General features: G+C 35.5%; 12 protein-coding genes. 7 read left to right on the top strand and 5 right to left on the bottom strand.

The features are described 5' to 3' along the window. Positions 1 to 276 precede the first annotated feature (276 nt). Positions 277 to 1,131, bottom strand: coding sequence for an endonuclease/exonuclease/phosphatase family protein (locus V6255_RS16860; protein WP_341629190.1), 855 nt, complete (start codon positions 1,129 to 1,131; stop codon positions 277 to 279). Between the two features lie 221 nt (positions 1,132 to 1,352). Between V6255_RS16860 and ndk the strand changes: the two genes are divergently transcribed. From ndk to V6255_RS16840, 4 genes are all read left to right on the top strand, one after another. Continuing rightward, positions 1,353 to 1,787, top strand: a complete 435-nt coding sequence (gene ndk / locus V6255_RS16855; RefSeq protein WP_341629189.1) for a nucleoside-diphosphate kinase — start codon at positions 1,353 to 1,355, stop codon at positions 1,785 to 1,787. 58 nt (positions 1,788 to 1,845) lie between these two features. After that, positions 1,846 to 2,718, top strand: a complete 873-nt coding sequence (locus V6255_RS16850; protein WP_341629188.1) for an A24 family peptidase — start codon at positions 1,846 to 1,848, stop codon at positions 2,716 to 2,718. Between the two features lie 78 nt (positions 2,719 to 2,796). Next, the gene (gene tadA, locus V6255_RS16845; RefSeq protein ID WP_341629187.1) at positions 2,797 to 3,333 is read left to right on the top strand and encodes a tRNA adenosine(34) deaminase TadA; all 537 of its coding nucleotides are present in this window, start codon (positions 2,797 to 2,799) and stop codon (positions 3,331 to 3,333) included. Beyond that, complete coding sequence (locus V6255_RS16840; RefSeq protein ID WP_170968573.1) at positions 3,326 to 3,496, top strand: hypothetical protein; 171 nt, start codon at positions 3,326 to 3,328, stop codon at positions 3,494 to 3,496. Before tadA ends, V6255_RS16840 begins: the two co-directional genes overlap by 8 nt. A 60-nt stretch (positions 3,497 to 3,556) precedes the next feature. On the opposite strand, the gene V6255_RS16835 is transcribed toward V6255_RS16840, so the two are convergent. The 4 genes from V6255_RS16835 to mltF all read right to left on the bottom strand — a co-directional run bounded on the left by V6255_RS16835 (position 3,557) and on the right by mltF (position 10,135). Continuing rightward, positions 3,557 to 5,425 (bottom strand): putative bifunctional diguanylate cyclase/phosphodiesterase, encoded by a 1,869-nt coding sequence (locus V6255_RS16835; protein ID WP_341629186.1) that lies wholly within the window; start codon positions 5,423 to 5,425, stop codon positions 3,557 to 3,559. 688 nt (positions 5,426 to 6,113) lie between these two features. Next, positions 6,114 to 7,013 (bottom strand): DMT family transporter, encoded by a 900-nt coding sequence (locus V6255_RS16830; RefSeq protein WP_341629185.1) that lies wholly within the window; start codon positions 7,011 to 7,013, stop codon positions 6,114 to 6,116. 395 nt (positions 7,014 to 7,408) lie between these two features. Further along, complete coding sequence (locus V6255_RS16825; protein ID WP_025564704.1) at positions 7,409 to 7,822, bottom strand: CBS domain-containing protein; 414 nt, start codon at positions 7,820 to 7,822, stop codon at positions 7,409 to 7,411. A 474-nt stretch (positions 7,823 to 8,296) separates the two neighbouring features. Next, positions 8,297 to 10,135 (bottom strand): membrane-bound lytic murein transglycosylase MltF, encoded by a 1,839-nt coding sequence (gene mltF, locus V6255_RS16820; protein ID WP_341629184.1) that lies wholly within the window; start codon positions 10,133 to 10,135, stop codon positions 8,297 to 8,299. A gap of 194 nt (positions 10,136 to 10,329) precedes the next feature. Between mltF and purL the strand changes: the two genes are divergently transcribed. The 3 genes from purL to cls all read left to right on the top strand — a co-directional run bounded on the left by purL (position 10,330) and on the right by cls (position 18,815). After that, positions 10,330 to 14,226 carry a phosphoribosylformylglycinamidine synthase gene (gene purL, locus V6255_RS16815; RefSeq protein WP_341629183.1) on the top strand — a complete coding sequence of 1,299 codons (3,897 nt, stop codon included), beginning with the start codon at positions 10,330 to 10,332 and terminating at the stop codon, positions 14,224 to 14,226. Between the two features lie 140 nt (positions 14,227 to 14,366). Continuing rightward, the gene (locus V6255_RS16810; protein WP_341629182.1) at positions 14,367 to 17,024 is read left to right on the top strand and encodes a sensor domain-containing protein; all 2,658 of its coding nucleotides are present in this window, start codon (positions 14,367 to 14,369) and stop codon (positions 17,022 to 17,024) included. A 312-nt stretch (positions 17,025 to 17,336) separates the two neighbouring features. Further along, positions 17,337 to 18,815 carry a cardiolipin synthase gene (gene cls, locus V6255_RS16805; protein WP_341629181.1) on the top strand — a complete coding sequence of 493 codons (1,479 nt, stop codon included), beginning with the start codon at positions 17,337 to 17,339 and terminating at the stop codon, positions 18,813 to 18,815. Positions 18,816 to 18,991: the final 176 nt, after the last annotated feature.

Below are 18,991 nucleotides of genomic sequence, written 5' to 3'. Positions count from 1 at the left end.
GTTTTTTTAGTCTCGTGTACCGCTCCAAATTTCCTATCGATACTTTTTCAAGCTTCTAAATAAATTCAATTATCTAAACTATAAAGACCTTGTCAATTAAGAGCTGGGGTCATGCGTTTTTTTAGTCTCGTGTACCGCTCCAAATTTCCTATCGATACTTTCTCAAGCTTCTAAATAAATTCAATTATCTAAATTATCAAAACCTTGCCAATTAAGAGCTCCGCGATTTTGTTGCTGTTCCACACGTCTCAAATATTATTTTTTCAATATTCATCTTTATTTTGGTAAAGCAAAGGTGACTAATTGTGGACTATGGTCTGAGGCAATAGTTGAAATACTTTGTGCTTTAATCAACGTTAATCCTCGATAAAAAACATGATCTAAAGGCAGTCCGAATACGATCAGGCGCTTATCTTTAGTAAACTGTGTTTCATTAAAGCCTGCGTTCACTAATGTATCGATGATCTCCGTTGTACGGTCTTCACTCCAAGTATTAAAATCACCACTGATAAGAATAGGCCCTTTATGTTGCTTAATTAGTTGTAAATAAGGGCTGACTTGTGCTTTTAATGGCTCAGCAGTGAAGGTGAAGTTCACCCCGTGTAAATTGATTAATAGTAATGATGCTTTTGAACTGATGGTCGATGAATTCTCAAGTACCACATCAGCAATTGGATAAATAGTGGCAATACCTGTTTTAGGGACCATCGTCCAAGGTTCTGGGTATCGAGTACCGCAAGCCTGTGAAGCTTGTACTCGACTAAATGTACTCACACCATAACTGTCATTTTTATAGTTAAAAGCGATATTTTGAAAATAAGTAAGTTGTTGTTGCTGACTAAAGTCGATCAACGCTTGATCATATTTTACTTCTTGTAATGTCATTAAGTCAGCTTGAGAAGCCCATTCATTTAATTTTGTAGACCATTGTGGATTCTGTTGTTTATAAATATTCCAGTTTAATAATGAAAAAGGGCTAGAAAGGGAATCCGTCGTTTGTGTCATTTGAATATTTGCTAATGCAGGACAAGTGGAAAAGTAATGACTTTGTTGCTGATCTATCAAGGTCATCTTTGATGGACTTTTTGGTAAAAAGCGAGATAAAAGTATTAATGTGATAAATAATAAAATGCCAAATACAATACTCTTTTTTAATAGTGATGAGGAAAGGTAACGTTTGATGATGAATGTCCTTAAGTATTTTTATTGGAAAGCATATCTATCTGTTCGATAAATACCCGTCTATATTAATGAAATGTGATATTAACTCTCCTGACGTTATGTTGTTATTGATAGCTACTGTCTATACAGGGTATATTGCACTTACGATTAACGTAATTCAAGGAGCTATTATGCCATTAGAAAGAACACTTTCCATGATTAAACCCGATGCTGTTAGTAAACAACTTACAGGTACTATTTTACAACGTTTTGAAAGTGCAAAGTTCACTATCGTTGCTGCAAAAATGATGCAGTTAACAAAAGAGCAAGCTGAAGGTTTTTATGCTGAGCATGAAGGGAGAGAATTTTATGAACCACTTGTTGAATTCATGACATCTGGACCTACTATGTTGTTAGTTTTACAAGGTGAGAACATTATTCCTGCATACCGTGAATTAATCGGTAAAACGGATCCAACTCAAGCTGCACCTGGTACTATCCGTGCTGACTTTGCAGAATCAACTCGTTATAACGCGGTTCATGGTTCAGATAGTCCTGAATCTGCGGCTCGTGAGATTGCTTACTTTTTTGTAGATGACGAAATTTGTGCACCTGCAGTAAGCTAGTCAATATTATTAATAAAAATAAATACCCCAAGTAACTCATTAACAAGTAAAGGCAATTATGAATGAAGTGATCATGTTGATGGAGCAAGTCCCATCTTTTTATTTTGGTCTGGTTTTAGTATTAGGCTTATTGGTTGGTTCATTTTTAAATGTCGTGATTTATCGTTTACCGGTAATGATGCAAAGAAGTTGGGAAGCTGAATGTGCTGAATGTTTCCCGGATGCGAATATTAAGGTCGAACAATCTACTTTTAACTTAGTTTTACCTCGATCTCGTTGTCCTAAATGTAGCCATTTAATTGGTTCATTGGAAAATATTCCATTAGTGAGTTGGTTACTGCAAAAAGGTCGCTGTAAACATTGTGACTGTAAAATCTCCGCTCGTTATCCAAGTATAGAGCTGCTGACAGGATTGATGTCATTAGCGGTTGCTTACATTATTCCTTTTGGATGGCCTGTCTTTTTTGCATTAATTTTTACTTGGGCACTGATCAGCCTAACCTTTATTGATTTTGATACCATGCTATTGCCGGATCAGTTGACGTTACCGTTAATGTGGTTAGGTTTATTAATTAACATGTCAGGTACCTTTATTGGTTTACAAGATGCTGTTTTAGGTGCTGTTTTTGGTTATTTAACATTGTGGTCTATTTACTGGGCCTTTAAGTTATTAACAGGCAAAGAGGGCATGGGATACGGTGATTTTAAATTACTGGCTGCACTTGGTGCTTGGTTTGGATGGCAAGCTTTACCACTCATTATCATCTTATCTTCATTCGCTGGTGCAATCATTGGTATTGCAGTGATTGTTGCATCAAAAGATAAACAAAGTAGACCTTTACCATTTGGTCCTTATTTAGCGATCGCAGGTTGGATTTATTTAGTTTATGGCGTTGAATTAACCACGTTATATTACTCATTTATTTTGTAAATTAGGTGTTTTGAAGTGATGTTGTCTTTGCATATGAGTAATACTGAACCAAATGAATAAAGTATATGAGTCAAGGTAATGAATGATAAAAGCAGTGTGGCAGCATCAACCGACCATTATACAGATCAAGATTGGATGCAATATGCTTTAGCACTTGCTGATAAAGCTGAGGCCGTTGGTGAAATCCCTGTGGGGGCTGTCTTAGTCAAAAATAACCAAGTGGTTGGTGAAGGTTGGAATCTCTCGATATTAGAGCACAATGCTTGTGCTCATGCGGAAATTATTGCAATAGGTAATGCAGGTAAAGCACTGCAAAACTACCGTCTTATTGATTGTACTTTATATGTGACTTTAGAGCCTTGCCCAATGTGCGCAGGAGCAATCGTTCATGCTCGCATTAAACGTTTAGTATATGGTGCTGGCGACTATAAAACAGGCGCTGCAGGCAGTGTATTTAATTTAGTCTGCCATGATAATTTGAACCATCAAGTCGACGTGACATCTGGTATTTACGATGAGCAATGCGCTAATAAAATAAGTGATTTTTTTAAACGTCGCCGTAAAGAAAAAAAAGCCCTTAAAAAGGTAAGCCAAGGAGAAAAAGAAAATGTCTAGCAAAGTCATTAATTTTGAAATTGAAAAAGAAACTAAAAATAGTGTTCGTTATAAGGAAGTGCCTGAAGAGGGGACCGCTCCAATCGTGGGTAGTTTGTATGTGCAAAAATGGTTTGCAGGTAATAGTAAGAATATTCAAGTGACTATTGAAAAGAAAGACTAATTTAAATTCGCTTTTAGCCACCATTAACTTGGCAAGTTATTATTATTTAGAATTAAACGATTAGTCATATGTAGTCGAACACTTTTTCGAAAAAGCTATAAATTCTTTCTCAGGAAGAGCCTTCGCCCAATAATACCCTTGGCCGCTATCGCAGTGTAATGCCTTTAGTAGACTTGCTACTTCCTGGCTTTCAACACCTTCTGCAACGGTGCGTAAAGAGAGACCTTTTGCCATCTGAATGATTGCTGTCACCAACGCTTTATTTTTAGGGTTATGTTCAATATCTTTGACAAAGGTTCTATCAATTTTAAGCACTTCAATTTCAAATTCTTGTAGATAGCTTAAGTTTGAATATCCCGTCCCAAAATCGTCAATAGAGAAACTAACACCAAGATCACTTAAGTATGTAACGGTTTGTTTTAGTTCGAGTGAGTTATCAATGAGTAATGACTCTGTCATTTCAAGTTCTAAGTGCTTTGCCGGTAAATTGCTATTTTTAAGTGCAGAATGGACTGTTTGAGCAAAGTTATTGCGTTTTAATTGCTGAGAAGAAACATTTACCGCAATGGAAAATTCACTAAAGCCAAGTTCAATAAATGATTTACAAGACGTACATGATGATTGTAAAACCCACTCGCCAATTTCCACAATCAATCCTGATTTTTCTGCTTGAGGAATGAATGAGTCAGGAAAAATCAAGCCTTTTTTAGGATGGTTCCAACGAATTAAGGCTTCAGCCCCTATTATTTTTTGTGTTAATAAGTCTATTTGAGGTTGAAAGTAGAGTTCGAACTCTCCTTCTTTTAACGCATTTCTTAAGTCAGTTACAACGGCAATATAGTTATGCCCTTGACGATCCATGTAAGTATTAAAAAAATGAAAACTATTTCCTCCAATTGATTTTGAATGGTACATGGCAGTATCTGCATTTTGAATTAACGCATCGAAATCGTCGCCATCATTTGGAAAGACGGATATACCAATAGAACAAGTGCAGAATAGTTCATTGTTTTGATATCGAAAGGGGGTTTTTATTGTTTTAATTATACTCTGTGCCATTTGAGAAATAACTTCTTCATCTTTTGCTGATTGAAGAATAATAACAAATTCATCACCAGCAAAACGACACGCAAAGTCCAAATTTTTCATTTCGTTACTGAGTCTTTTAGATAACTCTTTCAGTAATTCATCGCCTGTTTTATGGCCTAAGCCATCATTTACTTGTTTGAAGTTATCTATATCAATAAACATCAAACACACTTTTTTGTTGTTTTTGGACGTTGCTTCTTTAAAAATACTGTGGGCCATCATTCGGTTAGGTAAACCCGTTAAAATATCATGGTGTATTAACTTTTCTATTTTCTTTTTTGATACCAATGCTTGTGTATGTTCATCCGATAATTGATTCCATAATATGTGAAAGTCAGAATAAACCATCCAAGAAATATAACTAATTAACAAAATGATCAATGAGATGGTTATTGAACTGTCTATATAGCTTGAATCGATCTCATTGATGTACCATCCTTGATAATTAACAACGGTGTTCAATAAAATAGATACACTCATAAAAGTAATTAAACTAATGAATAATTTTTTATACCCTACCATTGAGGCTACGATTAAAAGACAAGGGTAGGCTAATAATATTGGATCATAAATACCACCGTGATCCCACATAAAAAAAGTCGCAAAAATAGTCATCACTGAGAGGGCTAAGGTAGCGGCAAATTGTACTTTTTGTTGCTTAGCTAAGAGGTAGACAGCGATAAGAATAATATTGGTAAGTACAATTAAAAATGAATGAAAATACTCACCAAGATAAGCCTTTTGAATAGATGACAAAAATAAGGTCAGTTCTACTGCCCAGAATATCTGAATAAGTCGTTTAGCTTTAATATTTGAGTGTAAGGTTTTATTTTTTATCATATTGAGTATGTCTTTTAAATGGTTAAAACGATTCTCTTATAATACTTTTGGTTACTTTGCCTTGTATTACTATCAGACCTACTTTGTTATCTAATTTTTTTATTTAAAGACTGTAAAGGTAAGCATTAATTAAAGCTTTATTTGATTTTTATCGCAAATATTAATGGGTAGAAATAGGACTTAATTTGTATTTATAGGGTTTTATTTTGATTTTTTGTGCTTTCCATTCTTATATTAATCTTAATCTTGGAAAAGCAAATCGATACAGCACCATTATTTTCGGGTATTTTTGTATTAAATAACTTCCCAATAAGGAGTTATTGTTTGGATTATTTACCTTGAACTACATAAAAATAACAGCACTGTATGATATAAAAATATAATGTATTGGTGTTTAATAATATTACCCTTCCATTATTCAGAACTGAGGTTATATCAATCTGGATAAATAAATGACTAGATAATTACTTAGATTAGTATTATATCAACATTTAAATAGGTTTACTGGGAGTTAAGCTGGCATAGTAAATAAGGTTAGGTTATTAGCTGATGGTTATGTTTTTAGCCTTGCAATAGATTTTTAGTTAGGTTAGTTATCTAATACTAATTGGTATAAGTTTATTAATATTAGAGAGGTATTACTGATAACGATGAGTGAAAGCTAATCGTTATCAGCAAAGTGATTTTATTAGTGGCTACTTTTACTTTCTTTGAGTTTTTTACGTTCGTAGTAAGTACTGAGTAATGAGCCAATTAATGATGTGGCAATAATTAATGCCATTAGAAGGTATTGGTTGAGTGTAAATTGATCTCCAACTAATATGAGCCCCATTAAAATACCTGCTACAGGATTACTGATACCCGCAAAAGTAAATTCTACAACGGTCATTCGGGTCATTAACCAAACATATAAACCATAAGCTAGCATTGTATTAAGCAGTACTAACCAAATTAACCCCATTGCATTGAGTGAGGTAAAGTTCTGTAATACTGACAAATATTGAGTCGGTGCTGATAAGGCGTGAGCAAAGGCAATAATAGTTAATATGCTACCACCGATAATTAACTGCCAGCAAAGTACTGACCACCAATGCATTTTCCCTTTTAAGCCTTGAATAATATTACTGCCAACCACAATACTAGCTAGTGCAGCAATCATGGCAATTAGACCGACGGGATTAAGTGTTAAATTCAAAGGATCAAATAAAAGCCAGGCTAATGTAATTAACGTCATACCTGATATGAACTGTATTTTACTTGGTTTCTTTTTATGTAATAGCCAGTAATAAAACATGGCAAAAACGGGCAGCGAAACCATTCCTACACCTGATATAGCAGAAGGTAGGGTTTGCGCCATAATAAATAATAAGCCAAAAAAGAGTGCAATATTAATCGACCCTAAACGAACTAAAATAGGCCAATACTTTGCTTCAGGCATACTCGGTTTAAATGCCAGTAATAATAAACCAGCAGGTAAAGCGCGTATCGCACCCAATAATAATGGGGGCCAACCCGGCAGAGAATATTGTGTGACAGCGTAGGTTGTACCCCATAAAAAAGCGGCCAACATAGCCAACATAACATTCATAATTAATTACTCATTACATAAAAGGGTGTGCACTCTGCCTTTGTTTGTTTCTTTTGTACAGTTGCTTTGTATAAAGATATTTTTATTTCATAAATATGTCGGTTATTTCAAAGGGGAATGGTTAAATAAAATAAGGTGATAAAATAGGTATTAACAAAGAAAAGTAAGCAGTTAAAGTAAAAAAATGAGGGATAGGCTAAGGGGGAAGTTAAGGTTTTAATCAAAAGTAAGTAAAGAGCTAAGCAGTTATTTACAGGGGCTAAGTCAGCGATTAGAAAGTTTAATCTATTAGTTTTAAGTCATCACTCTTTAATGAATAATTTAAAATGGAACGAATCACAGGTAAAGATTCACTCCCTTACCTGCTATTGGTTTAACAATCGTTCATCATTAATTTACTGAGCTTTTGAACAAAGCGATAAATTTTTCTGTAAATGTACCAATAGGTCGGTACGTCTTAAAATCGCTATTAATTTATCGTCTTTAACAACGGGGAAAAAGTTCTCTGTTTGTTTTTGAGTATTGATTGCCACTTCAGATAAATCTTCGTCTTCATTTAAAAACATAAATTCTTCTGTCATAACGTCATTTACTGTTACTGGTTTATCGCAATGGTAAGCGCTAATTAACAACGCTTTTTGACAGTCGATAAGTGACACCATACCAATAAGTTTTTTATTATTATTAACAACAGGTAATTGAGCTTGTTGGCTTGTGACTATGATATGAATTATTTCTGTTAATGGCGTTTTACATTGAATTGTTATTGGTTGTTTACGCATGATTTGTTTAACTGTTTGTTGGCTCATATTCTTACCTTGATCATATTGTTTGGTTTATGAGGTAATAATATTTTAAAAGTTAAAATAGGTAAAATCGATTGTATTTATTAATCTGATAGGTTTTATTTTCTTTTGTTTGGTCAGTTTGGTCAGTTTGGTCTGTTTGGTAAATTTGGTGGGTTTGATAGGGGGAATTGGATTAATTGGCTGCTTTAATTGCATTCATTCAATGGAGAGTGTTTGAGGTTAATTTTTACTGTTACCTTATTACTATCTTACTTTCATTTTGTTGGTCGTGTTATTGACTGTTTATTTAGTGTTTTTTACTTTATTCGTTTCGGTCTTTACTCAGTTATCTCTATTTGCACTGCTATAGACTATAATGCGTACAAATAGAGATACTTTATGAGTCACGAACTTTATTTATCTTACGATTTTTTTTACTCTGATTGTTTTTTATTTACCGGTGCTGATTGATTTTTCAGCAACAGATTTTTGTTCTCATTCTATCGCTTTTAGCTTATCAATTTCAGCTTGCTTATCAGCTTCTATTTTAGCTTGTTTAGCTTTTTCAGCTGCTGCTAATCTTTCCACTTCTGCTTTCTTCTCGGCTTCTATTCTAGCTTCTTTTTCAAGCTCAATAGCTTCAAGCCTATCAATCTCAGCTTGTTTATCTGCTTCTATTTTAGCCTGCTTCGCTTTTTCAGCCGCCGCTAATCTTTCTGCCTCAGCTTTCTTCTCGGCTTCTATTCTAGCTTGTGTTTCAAGCTCAATAGCTTTAAGCCTATCTATTTCAGCTTGTTTATCAGCTTCTATTTTAGCCTGCTTTTCCTCTTCTATAGCAGCCAGCCTATCAATCTCTGCTTGTTTTTCTGCTTCTAATTGAGCCTGTTTAGCTTCTTCAATAGCGGCAAGTCTATCGATCTCTGCTTGTTTTTCTGCTTCGATTTTAAGCGCTTTTTGTTGCTCTTGATCATGCCACGTTAGGGTTTTTAGATACTCTCTAATATTATCAACATAATGCTTCGCTTCACGCCCACGAGCATAACCATAACGTGTTTTTGTATACCATTTACGCTGGTGCAATAAAGGTAAGTTTTCTTTTACATCAGCCCACGAATCTGGATTTTGCTTTTTCATGGTTGTAATTCGTCGAACATCAAGCAAGTGGCCTAAACCAATATTATAAGAGGCTAGAGCAAACCAGATCCTTTCATCTGCTGGGATACTTTCAGGTAATCTCTGAATTAATTGAGAAAGGTATTTTGCCCCTCCTTGAATACTTTGTTCGGGGTCTAAGCGATTTTTAACGTTAACAAATTTGGCTGTATCACGCGTTAACATCATCATTCCGCGGACGCCCGTTGGAGAGCGTGCTTTAGGATCCCAATGAGATTCTTGATAACTGACGGATGCAAGTAATAACCATGGCACTTCTGGTGTTGCATATTTTTTAAACAGACTTTCGTATTTAGGTAGTCTATTGTCTATTCTTTTTAGGAAAGTACGTGTATCGACATAATCAAATTCACCAATATGTCCAAAATACTTTTCTTCTATTTTTGCAATAGTGCCTGATTTATATTGATTACCCATGAATTCAATCATTGCAGAATACAGTGAGTCATCTTGTGCTTTGCGTATTAACCAAGCAACAGGTTGTTTTTCATAGATAGTGAATGCTTCGGCAAGTGATGGGTAATAGCGTTGTTTTTGGGCTAACGTTGTACTATCTACGATGGCGTATTCAATTTCTTTTTCAGCTATTTTTTGTAATAAAGATTCTTGATCTTCATTGTCTAATACGTTGATAACAAGATCTGGGTATTCTTCTAAAGACTCATTAATATTTTCTTCATGACTACTACCTTTTAATACGTTAATTGGTGCATCGATATCAGACATGTCACGCGGTCGAAAGGTTCCTTTATGGTAAACAAGTTTTTGAGATAGATAATAATAAGGCGGTGAGCTACGATATTTTTCTGCTCGTTTTGGCGTTAATGTCAGTCCGGCACCTGCAAAATCAATGTCATTATTCTCTAATGCTGTAAATAACTCATCTAAATTATCAAACTCTTTAATAACGAATTTCAATTTTAAGTACGTAGCAAGTTTCTTTCCTAGTTCATAATCTAGTCCACTGTAATTATCACCATCGTAACTATATGTTAATGAACTATTGATGGTTCCCATAATTAATGTTTGGCGAGTTTGCATCTCTTCTAAGTGAGTTGTATGTATAAATGGGTTACATGCACTCAATAAATAGATCAATACACTCGTTAGAAAAACTTTTAATTTGATCGCGATACAGGAAAGAAAAACAGGTTTATTCATAAGCAAATTGTGCCAATCCAATTAGTAGAGTTGGTAGATTATCTAATAAACGATTTAAATATCCATTTATTTACCAATTAAGGGGGTTATTTATCATAGACTATAGAGTGTTTCTATTTAATAAAAAATGCTTTTCTTTTATAATATTGAGCTAAACCCAAGTTCATTTATTTATCCAACGAGAGTAATAACCTATGGAAATTTTGCGAGGGGCACCTGCCTTATCGACATTTCGTGTTAATCAGTTGTTGAAAAACTGTGAAGCATTAGATTTACCTGTGACAGGCATATATGCAGAATTTATGCATGCTGCAGATTTATCTGATTCTTTAAATGACCAAGAGTTAGCTGTATTACAAAAGCTATTAACTTACGGACCGAAGATAGCAGAGCATGACCCAGTAGGGATACTTCTCTTTGTCACGCCACGCCCAGGCACTATTTCGCCTTGGTCATCAAAAGCAACGGACATTGCTAAAAACTGTGGTTTAACTAAAGTAAAACGCTTAGAGCGTGGTATTGCTTATTATGTTGAAACGGCTACAGAATTAAACGCAGACCAAATTAAAACATTAACTGGTTTATTGCATGACCGAATGATGGAGGTGGTATTAACATCGTTAGATGATGCTGCAACATTATTTGTGCAAGGCAAACCAGGTGAAATGACTAGCGTCGATGTCTTAGGACAAGGGCGTAGTGCGTTAGAAGCTGCCAATGTGAGTTTAGGTTTAGCATTAGCAACTGACGAAATAGATTACTTAGTTGAAAACTTTATCAAGTTAGGTCGTAACCCTAACGATATTGAATTAATGATGTTTGCACAGGCAAACTCAGAGCATTGTCGTCATAAAATATTCAATGCTGATTGGACAATTGATGGCCAAAAACAGCCTAAATCATTGTTCAAAATGATTCGCAATACACATGAATTACATCCTGAGCATGTTTTATCTGCCTACAGCGATAACGCAGCGGTAATGGAAGGTTACAAAGCAGGTCGTTTTTTCCCAAGTGTTGATGATCGTGAATTTGGTTACCACCATGAAGATATTGATATCTTAATGAAAGTAGAAACACATAACCATCCAACAGCTATTTCACCTTTCCCAGGTGCAGCAACTGGTTCTGGTGGTGAGATTCGTGATGAAGGCGCAACGGGCATTGGTTCTAAGCCAAAAGCAGGTTTAGTGGGTTTCTCTGTTTCTAACCTACGTATTCCAAGCTTCGAACAACCATGGGAAACTGATTTTGGTAAACCAAGTCGTATCGTTTCTGCATTAGACATTATGCTTGAAGCTCCGCTAGGTGGCGCTGCATTTAATAATGAATTTGGTCGTCCAAATATCCTTGGTTACTTCCGTACTTATGAAGAGCAAGTAGAAAGTCATAACGGAAGTGAAATTCGCGGCTACCACAAACCAATTATGTTGGCGGGTGGTTTAGGTAATATCCGTCGTGAACATGTTCAGAAAAAAGAGATCCCAGTAGGTGCTAAGTTAATCGTATTAGGTGGTCCTGCAATGAACATCGGTCTAGGCGGTGGTGCTGCATCATCAATGGACTCAGGTGCTTCATCAGAAGATTTAGATTTTGCTTCAGTACAACGCGAAAACCCAGAAATGGAACGTCGTTGTCAAGAAGTGATCGACCGTTGTTGGCAGATGGGTGAAGATAACCCGATCCAATTTATTCACGATGTAGGTGCGGGTGGCTTATCAAACGCAATGCCTGAACTTGTGAATGATGGCGGACGTGGTGGTATTTTCGATTTACGTGCGATTCCAAATGACGAGAAAAGCATGGCACCGCATGAGATTTGGTGTAACGAATCTCAAGAACGTTATGTAATGGCAGTTAAGCCTGAAAACCTAGCAACTTTCGAAGCTATTTGTAAGCGTGAACGTGCATTATATGCTGTAATCGGTGAAGCGACTGAAGAAATGCATTTAACACTTAATGATGCTGAGTTTGATAACAAACCAATCGATATGCCGTTAGAAGTATTATTAGGTAAAGCGCCTAAAATGCATCGCGATGTAAAAACACAAACAGCTCAAGGTAAAGCGCTAGATCTTTCTGGTGCAACGGTTAAAGAAGCGGCTGAACGTTTATTACGTTTACCATCTATTGCTGAAAAAACATTCCTTATTACTATTGGTGACCGTACTGTTACTGGTTTAGTCGCTCGTGACCAAATGGTTGGCCCTTGGCAAGTGCCTGTTGCCGATTGTGCAGTAACTGCAGCAAGTTACGATACGTACTTCGGTGAGTCAATGGCACTAGGTGAACGTACGCCTGTTGCATTACTTAACTTTGGTGCTTCTGCTCGTTTGGCTGTGGCTGAATCAATTACTAATATCGCTTGTTCTGATATTGGTGATTTCAAACGTATTAAACTATCTGCTAACTGGATGTCTGCAACGGGTCATCCGGGTGAAGATGCTGGTTTGTATGAAGCAGTTAAAGCTGTTGGTGAAGAGTTATGTCCTGAATTAGAGCTAACTATCCCAGTGGGTAAAGATTCAATGTCAATGAAGACGCGTTGGCAGGAAGAAGACGGTAGCGAGAAAGAAGTTATCTCTCCATTGTCTTTGATTATTACTGCGTTTGGTGCGGTTCGTGATATTCGTAATACGGTAACACCACAATTACGCACTGACCAAGGTGAAACTGATTTAATCTTAATTGACCTTGGTAATGGTAAGAATCGTTTAGGTGGTTCATCACTTGCGCAAGTTTATAAGCAATTAGGTCAAACTACACCTGATTTAGATAATCCTGAATTATTAAAAGGGTTCTTTAATGCCGTACAAACGCTAGTTGCAGATAAGAAATTATTAGCTTACCACGATAGAAGTGACGGTGGTTTATTCTCAACAATCACTGAAATGGCTTTCGCTGGGCACTGTGGTGTAACGGTTAAACTTGACCAAGTAGGTAGCGATGATTTTGCTGCTTTATACTCGGAAGAGTTAGGGGCTGTTATTCAAGTTAAACGTGAAGATAAAGAAGCGGTATTAAACACCCTTGCTGGACACGGTTTATCATCGAGTTCATTAGTAATTGGTTCATTAAACACAACGGATCAAATCGAATTTATTCGTGATGGAATAGAAGTGTTAGCGGCTAAGCGTGCTGAATACCGTGGAATTTGGGCTGAAACAACGCTTAAAATGCAATCGTTACGTGATAACTCTGAATGTGCACAACAAGAATTTGATCTTAAATTAGATGATAAAGATCCTGGCCTATCAACTAAGTTAACTTTTGATATTAATGAAGATGTTGCTGCTCCTTATATTGCTAAAGGTGTTCAACCTCGCATGGCTATTCTGCGTGAACAAGGCGTTAACTCTCAACAAGAGATGGCGGCTGCCTTTAATCGTGCTGGTTTCTCTGCGATTGATGTTCACATGAGTGATGTTTTATCGGGTGATGTTCAATTAGAAGACTTTGCAGGCTTAGTCGCTTGTGGTGGTTTCTCCTACGGTGACGTACTAGGTGCTGGTGAAGGTTGGGCTAAGTCAATCTTGTTTAATGAACAAGCTCGTAACCAATTCCAAACGTTCTTTGAGCGTGAGAATTCATTTGCACTAGGTGTTTGTAATGGTTGTCAAATGTTATCTAATCTTAATGAGTTAATTCCCGGTTCTGATTTATGGCCGCGTTTTGTTAGGAATAACTCTGAACGTTTTGAAGCACGTTTTAGTTTGGTTGAAGTGCAAAAGTCTAACTCATTGTTCTTAAATGATATGGCGGGCTCACATATGCCAATTGCTGTTTCTCATGGTGAAGGTCGTGTAGAAGTGAAAGATAGCTCGCATCTTGCTGCTATTGAAGCAAGTGATACTATTGCATTACGCTTTATTGATAACTATGGTAACAATACTCAAGCTTACCCAGCTAATCCAAATGGTTCGCCAAATGGTATTACAGGCCTTACTTCGAAAGATGGTCGTGTCACAATCATGATGCCTCATCCGGAGCGAGTATTCAGAACGGTTGCTAACTCTTGGCACCCTGATGAATGGAGAGAAGATAGCCCATGGATGCGGATGTTTAGAAATGTTCGTAAACAGCTAGGTTAGATAATAGTAATAAAAAGGGGGCCTAAGCTCCCTTTTTTGTTTTATTAAGTGTCTGATTTTTATATAATAAATTTATTTTAATTTAAGGTGGAATGATATTGTTGAGTGAAGTTAATAAGGTGTTATACATAGGCGATAATATGAAGTTAGTTGAAGCCTTGTTACCCATTAATTCTACTACTAGTGATTTTAGTATTGTTCATCATATTTGTGCTAATGAACTTGAAACAATGATTAGTGAAGATCATTATCATTATTTTATTTGTGAAAGGCCGATTTTAAATTCTGTAAGAAAAAGTATTACAGAAAAGTACCCTGAGACTCACTGTATTTATTTGACTGATGAACAGCCTAGTCTTAAATCGGTGAAGATACCTTCTCCTGAAATGATGAACCTTATTTCAGCAGAAGTTAAATCAGCTTTAGATTACATTAGCATCCCTATTTACTACCAAAACTCACAAAGTATCATTATTTATTGTAATACTTATTTTTCTCAAATATTTGGGTTGTTACCGGATGATTTAATTGGGCAATGCTTGCATGAAGTTTTACCTAATGGAGTTATTGATAAAGTTAACAACTCAACATTAAGAATGATCAATGATCATCAAGTTCGTTTACTTGAATTTGAAATGCGCGATGTCACTGGTATTAAACGTGAGTTTTTGATTCGTGAAGAAGTCGCTGATGATAGCGACCTTAAAGTTGGGTTGTTATTTGATATTTCAGAGATGAATACGGCCAAGGCAACCATCGAAAAAGAACGTGTTATGTTACGCGCCACTGCAAATCTTTCTTCTGATTTAATCTTTTTTAAAGACTTAGAAAGTCGTTTTATTGGTTGTAATAAACAATTCGAAGAGTTTGTAGGCTGTCCTGAAGCTGACATCCTTGGTAAAAAAGATGATCAATTATTTGAAATTAACCAAGCTCGAATGTGTCAAGCTCAAGATACTCAAGTAATTGAAAATAATGAAATATACGTTAATAACGAATACCTTACTTATAATAATGGTGAAGAACATTATATCTTTATGCAAAAAGTACCGCTTAAAGATAAAGACGGAAAAGTCCAAGGTTTAATTGCTATTGGGCGAGATATTACTGAAAAAAGTATTATTAAAAGACAACTTAAATTAGCTAATGCTGTATTTGAAAATAGTCGTGATGGTATTTTAGTCACTGACAATACAGGTTTAGTCATCACTGCTAACGATGCTTGTTTAGATATTGCGGGTTATTCTAAAGCAGAACTATTAAATCAAAAAATAGCTTCATTTGCTTATGGTCGTGATTATCGTCGATTGTTTATTAATATTGAGCGTGCATTACTAAGTCATGGTAAATGGCAAGGTGATGTTAATTTTTATACTAAACAAGGCGATCTTGGTTATTTTTGGTTAGAAGTTTATCAAATCAAACACAGTGAAACCGAGATTGATAATCGCGTTTATTCCTTTACTGATTTAACTCAAAATAAATACAATGAAGAAAAAATTCAGTATTTATCTAAACATGATTCTTTAACGGGCCTTAATAACCGTATTGCTTTATTTAATCATTTAGAGACAGCTATTGCTCGCTCTAATCATAAACAAATCCCAATAGGGATCTTGTTTATTGAGATTAAAGGCATTAAAACAATTAATGAGCGCTATGGACATAATCAAGGCGACTTAGTGTTTAGAGACGTAGCAAAACGTCTTAAACAATCTGCTTCAGATAAAGACTTTATTGCTCGTATTGGTGATGATCAGTTTGTATTAGTGATTGAAGAGCTTGATAATGAACAGGTTGTTGCTTTAATTGCACGACAGATAGCGCAGCAATTTTCTGAAACAATTACTATCGAAGGTGTGGCCGTCGATTTATCCCTTTCAATCGGTATTAGTATTTGTCCTGATGACGGCATCGAGTTAGATACTGTTTTATCTAATGCTGAAACTGCAATGCTTCGTAGTAAGAAAGATAAAAGCAGCGCGTATCACTTTTATACTAATGAATTAACGGTTAACTCGACTCACCAGTTAGCACGTGAAAATGAATTAAAATTAGCACTTGTGAAAGACCAATTTGAGGTTTATTACCAGCCTCAATATGATCTTAATAAACGTCAAATTGTCGCTATTGAATGCATGTTAAGGTGGCATCATCCTGAACAAGGAGTGTTGTTGCCAGAAAGGTTTTTAATGCTTGCTGAACAATCAGGTATATTAATTGAGTTAGGCATTAAAATGTTTACTAAGGCGGCTAAACAGGCTGCAAAATGGTATGCATCAGGTATTAATTTTGGTCGAATAGCACTTCCTTTGTCTAAATTGGAATTATCACAACTATCATTAATTGCTTCAATTCAGAAAGTATTGTTAGATACTGGCGCTAAAGCAAGTTGGTTTGAGTTTGAAATCGAAGAAAGTATATTTAGTAATGATCTGTATAGAGTTCAGGAAAACTTACTGAATCTAAGTCGATTAGGTATTGCGCTTACCGTCGAGGGATTTGGTGCTGAACGATCTGTTTTATACTCAATTGATAAACTCAATATCGATAAATTCAAAATATCCAAACATTTTATCCAAGGAGTACCTGGATTCTTAGCGGGAGAAGCGATGCTCAAGTCTGTGTTTGTGTTAGCAAACTCACTTGGCATTGATGTAGTAGGGGAAACAATAGAAAACGATCCTTGCCTTACTAGTGGTGATAAAATATTAACGCAGGATAAATGGAACAGTCAAAAAGAGGTAATGACAGCGGCTGAAGCTACTTTTTACCTGAGGTGTAATAAACGTAAATAATCACTTCCTAGTTATACTCTTACCTTACTATTTGAATTGTGAATGATGTTTGGCTTATGCCAAATATCATTCAACATTGTCATTGTAAAATTATCACTACAAAATTATCACTGTAAAATAACGACTGTTATATTATTTTTTTACTAACATCTAGCGTATTCTGGCTATTTTACTTATTTATTCTGCTTCTTGTTTATACATAAAAATAGCTCATTATTGAAATCGATAGCTTTTCTTTCACGTTTACTTTATTAATAGCATTTTCATTTAGCAGTCTTTTACTGCAACATTTTACTTTTTATTAGGAAGTACATGGAACACCTTGGTTTGAATATGAATTGGTTAGAAAGCGAAATATATATCGCCGCTTCAGCGACATTGTATTTTGGCTTATTAACGTTAATGTCAGTAAGAGTTGTCTTAAAACGTAAACCAATCGGTGTATCACTGGCATGGTTATTTCTTATGTTTGCAATACCTTTAGTCGGCATGATTGGCTACTTCATTTTTGGTGAATTAAATTTAGGTGCAAAGCGAAGCAGACAACGTAAATTAATCTCAGGTACTTTCTTGGAGTGGATCCAAGAACAAGCGATGACTTATAAGCAAAGCAAAGAGCTGATTAGTGAAAATGCCCATGCAATGCAATCATTTGTTGAGTCTTATACCAATATGCCAATGGTTAAAGGTAATAAACATACTTTATTAACGACTACCGATGATATTTTATTAGAGCTTACTAAAGAAATTAAAGATGCAAAAAAACATTGTTATTTAATGTTTTATATCTGTAATCAAGGTGGCTTAGTTGACCAGTTATTAGAAGAGTTAAAGTCAGCGGCTATCAGGGGAGTTGAATGTAAATTATTGTTGGATTCAGTAGGCAGCCATGACTTTTTAAAATCTAACTTACCAGCTCAATTACGACAAGCAGGTGTGGAAGTGGTTGAAGGTTTGCCTGTAGGTGCATTTCGCTTATTATTTCAAAGACAAGATCTGAGGTTACATCGTAAATTAGTGTGTATTGATGATCATATTGCTTATACCGGTAGTATGAACCTAGTTGATCCTGCTTATTTCAAAATAGATAAAGGTGTTGGTGAATGGATTGATTTGATGGTGCGTTGTGAAGGGCCTATCGTACAACATATGCAGGGGCTATTTTTATGGGATTGGAGTTTAGAGACAGAACAAAACTTACATTTACCCGAAGCAAATAAATCTTTATTTTGTATTGCAGGAGATGAAAATTCTCAGCTTATTCCTTCTGGCCCTGAATTTGGCAAAGTAGGTATTCATCAAGTGCTATTAACCGCTATTTATGAAGCTAAATATAGTTTAGTGCTAACCTCACCTTATTTTGTGCCTGATGAAAGTTTGTTAACTGCATTACAAGTGGCTTCAATGCGAGGGGTAGACGTTAAAATTATTCTTCCTGCTAAAAATGATTCAGTAATGGTTAAGTATGCTTCGCGTGCTTTCTTTGAAGATTTATTAAAATCGGGTGTCGAGATTCACCAATTCTATGGTGGTTTGTTACATAGTAAAAGTATTGTTATTGATGAGAAAATTGCATTAGTAGGGACAGTTAATTTAGACCTACGTAGCTTTTGGTTAAACTTCGAAATGACTATGCTAATTGATAACCCAAGATTTTCAGGGGAGTTGTTAACTGCACAAATGCAATATACTTTAGCGTCTAACCAACTAACCTTAGAGAAGTGGCAGAAGCGACCTTTTTTCAAGCGTTTATTAGAAGGTTTTCTATATCTTTTTAGTCCGTTATTATAGTTTTCCATTGGAATATGTTGAGATAGCTAAAGCCGTCGTTCCCTACAAATTTAATATGTAACCTCAACTCAGGTTAATGAAAGCGGAATTATGTTTAAAATTAAAAGGTTATATAATTTACTAGGGCGTGTTGATCTTTCAAGAGTAATTTTTGAACAGCATGGTGGAAATGTATA

Origin of the sequence: Psychromonas arctica (assembly GCF_038155225.1) — a bacterium.
Lineage (GTDB): Bacteria > Pseudomonadota > Gammaproteobacteria > Enterobacterales > Psychromonadaceae > Psychromonas > Psychromonas arctica_B.
The sequence above is the reverse complement of the archived record's forward strand: the minus strand, read 5'-3'. Positions and strand labels throughout refer to the sequence as shown.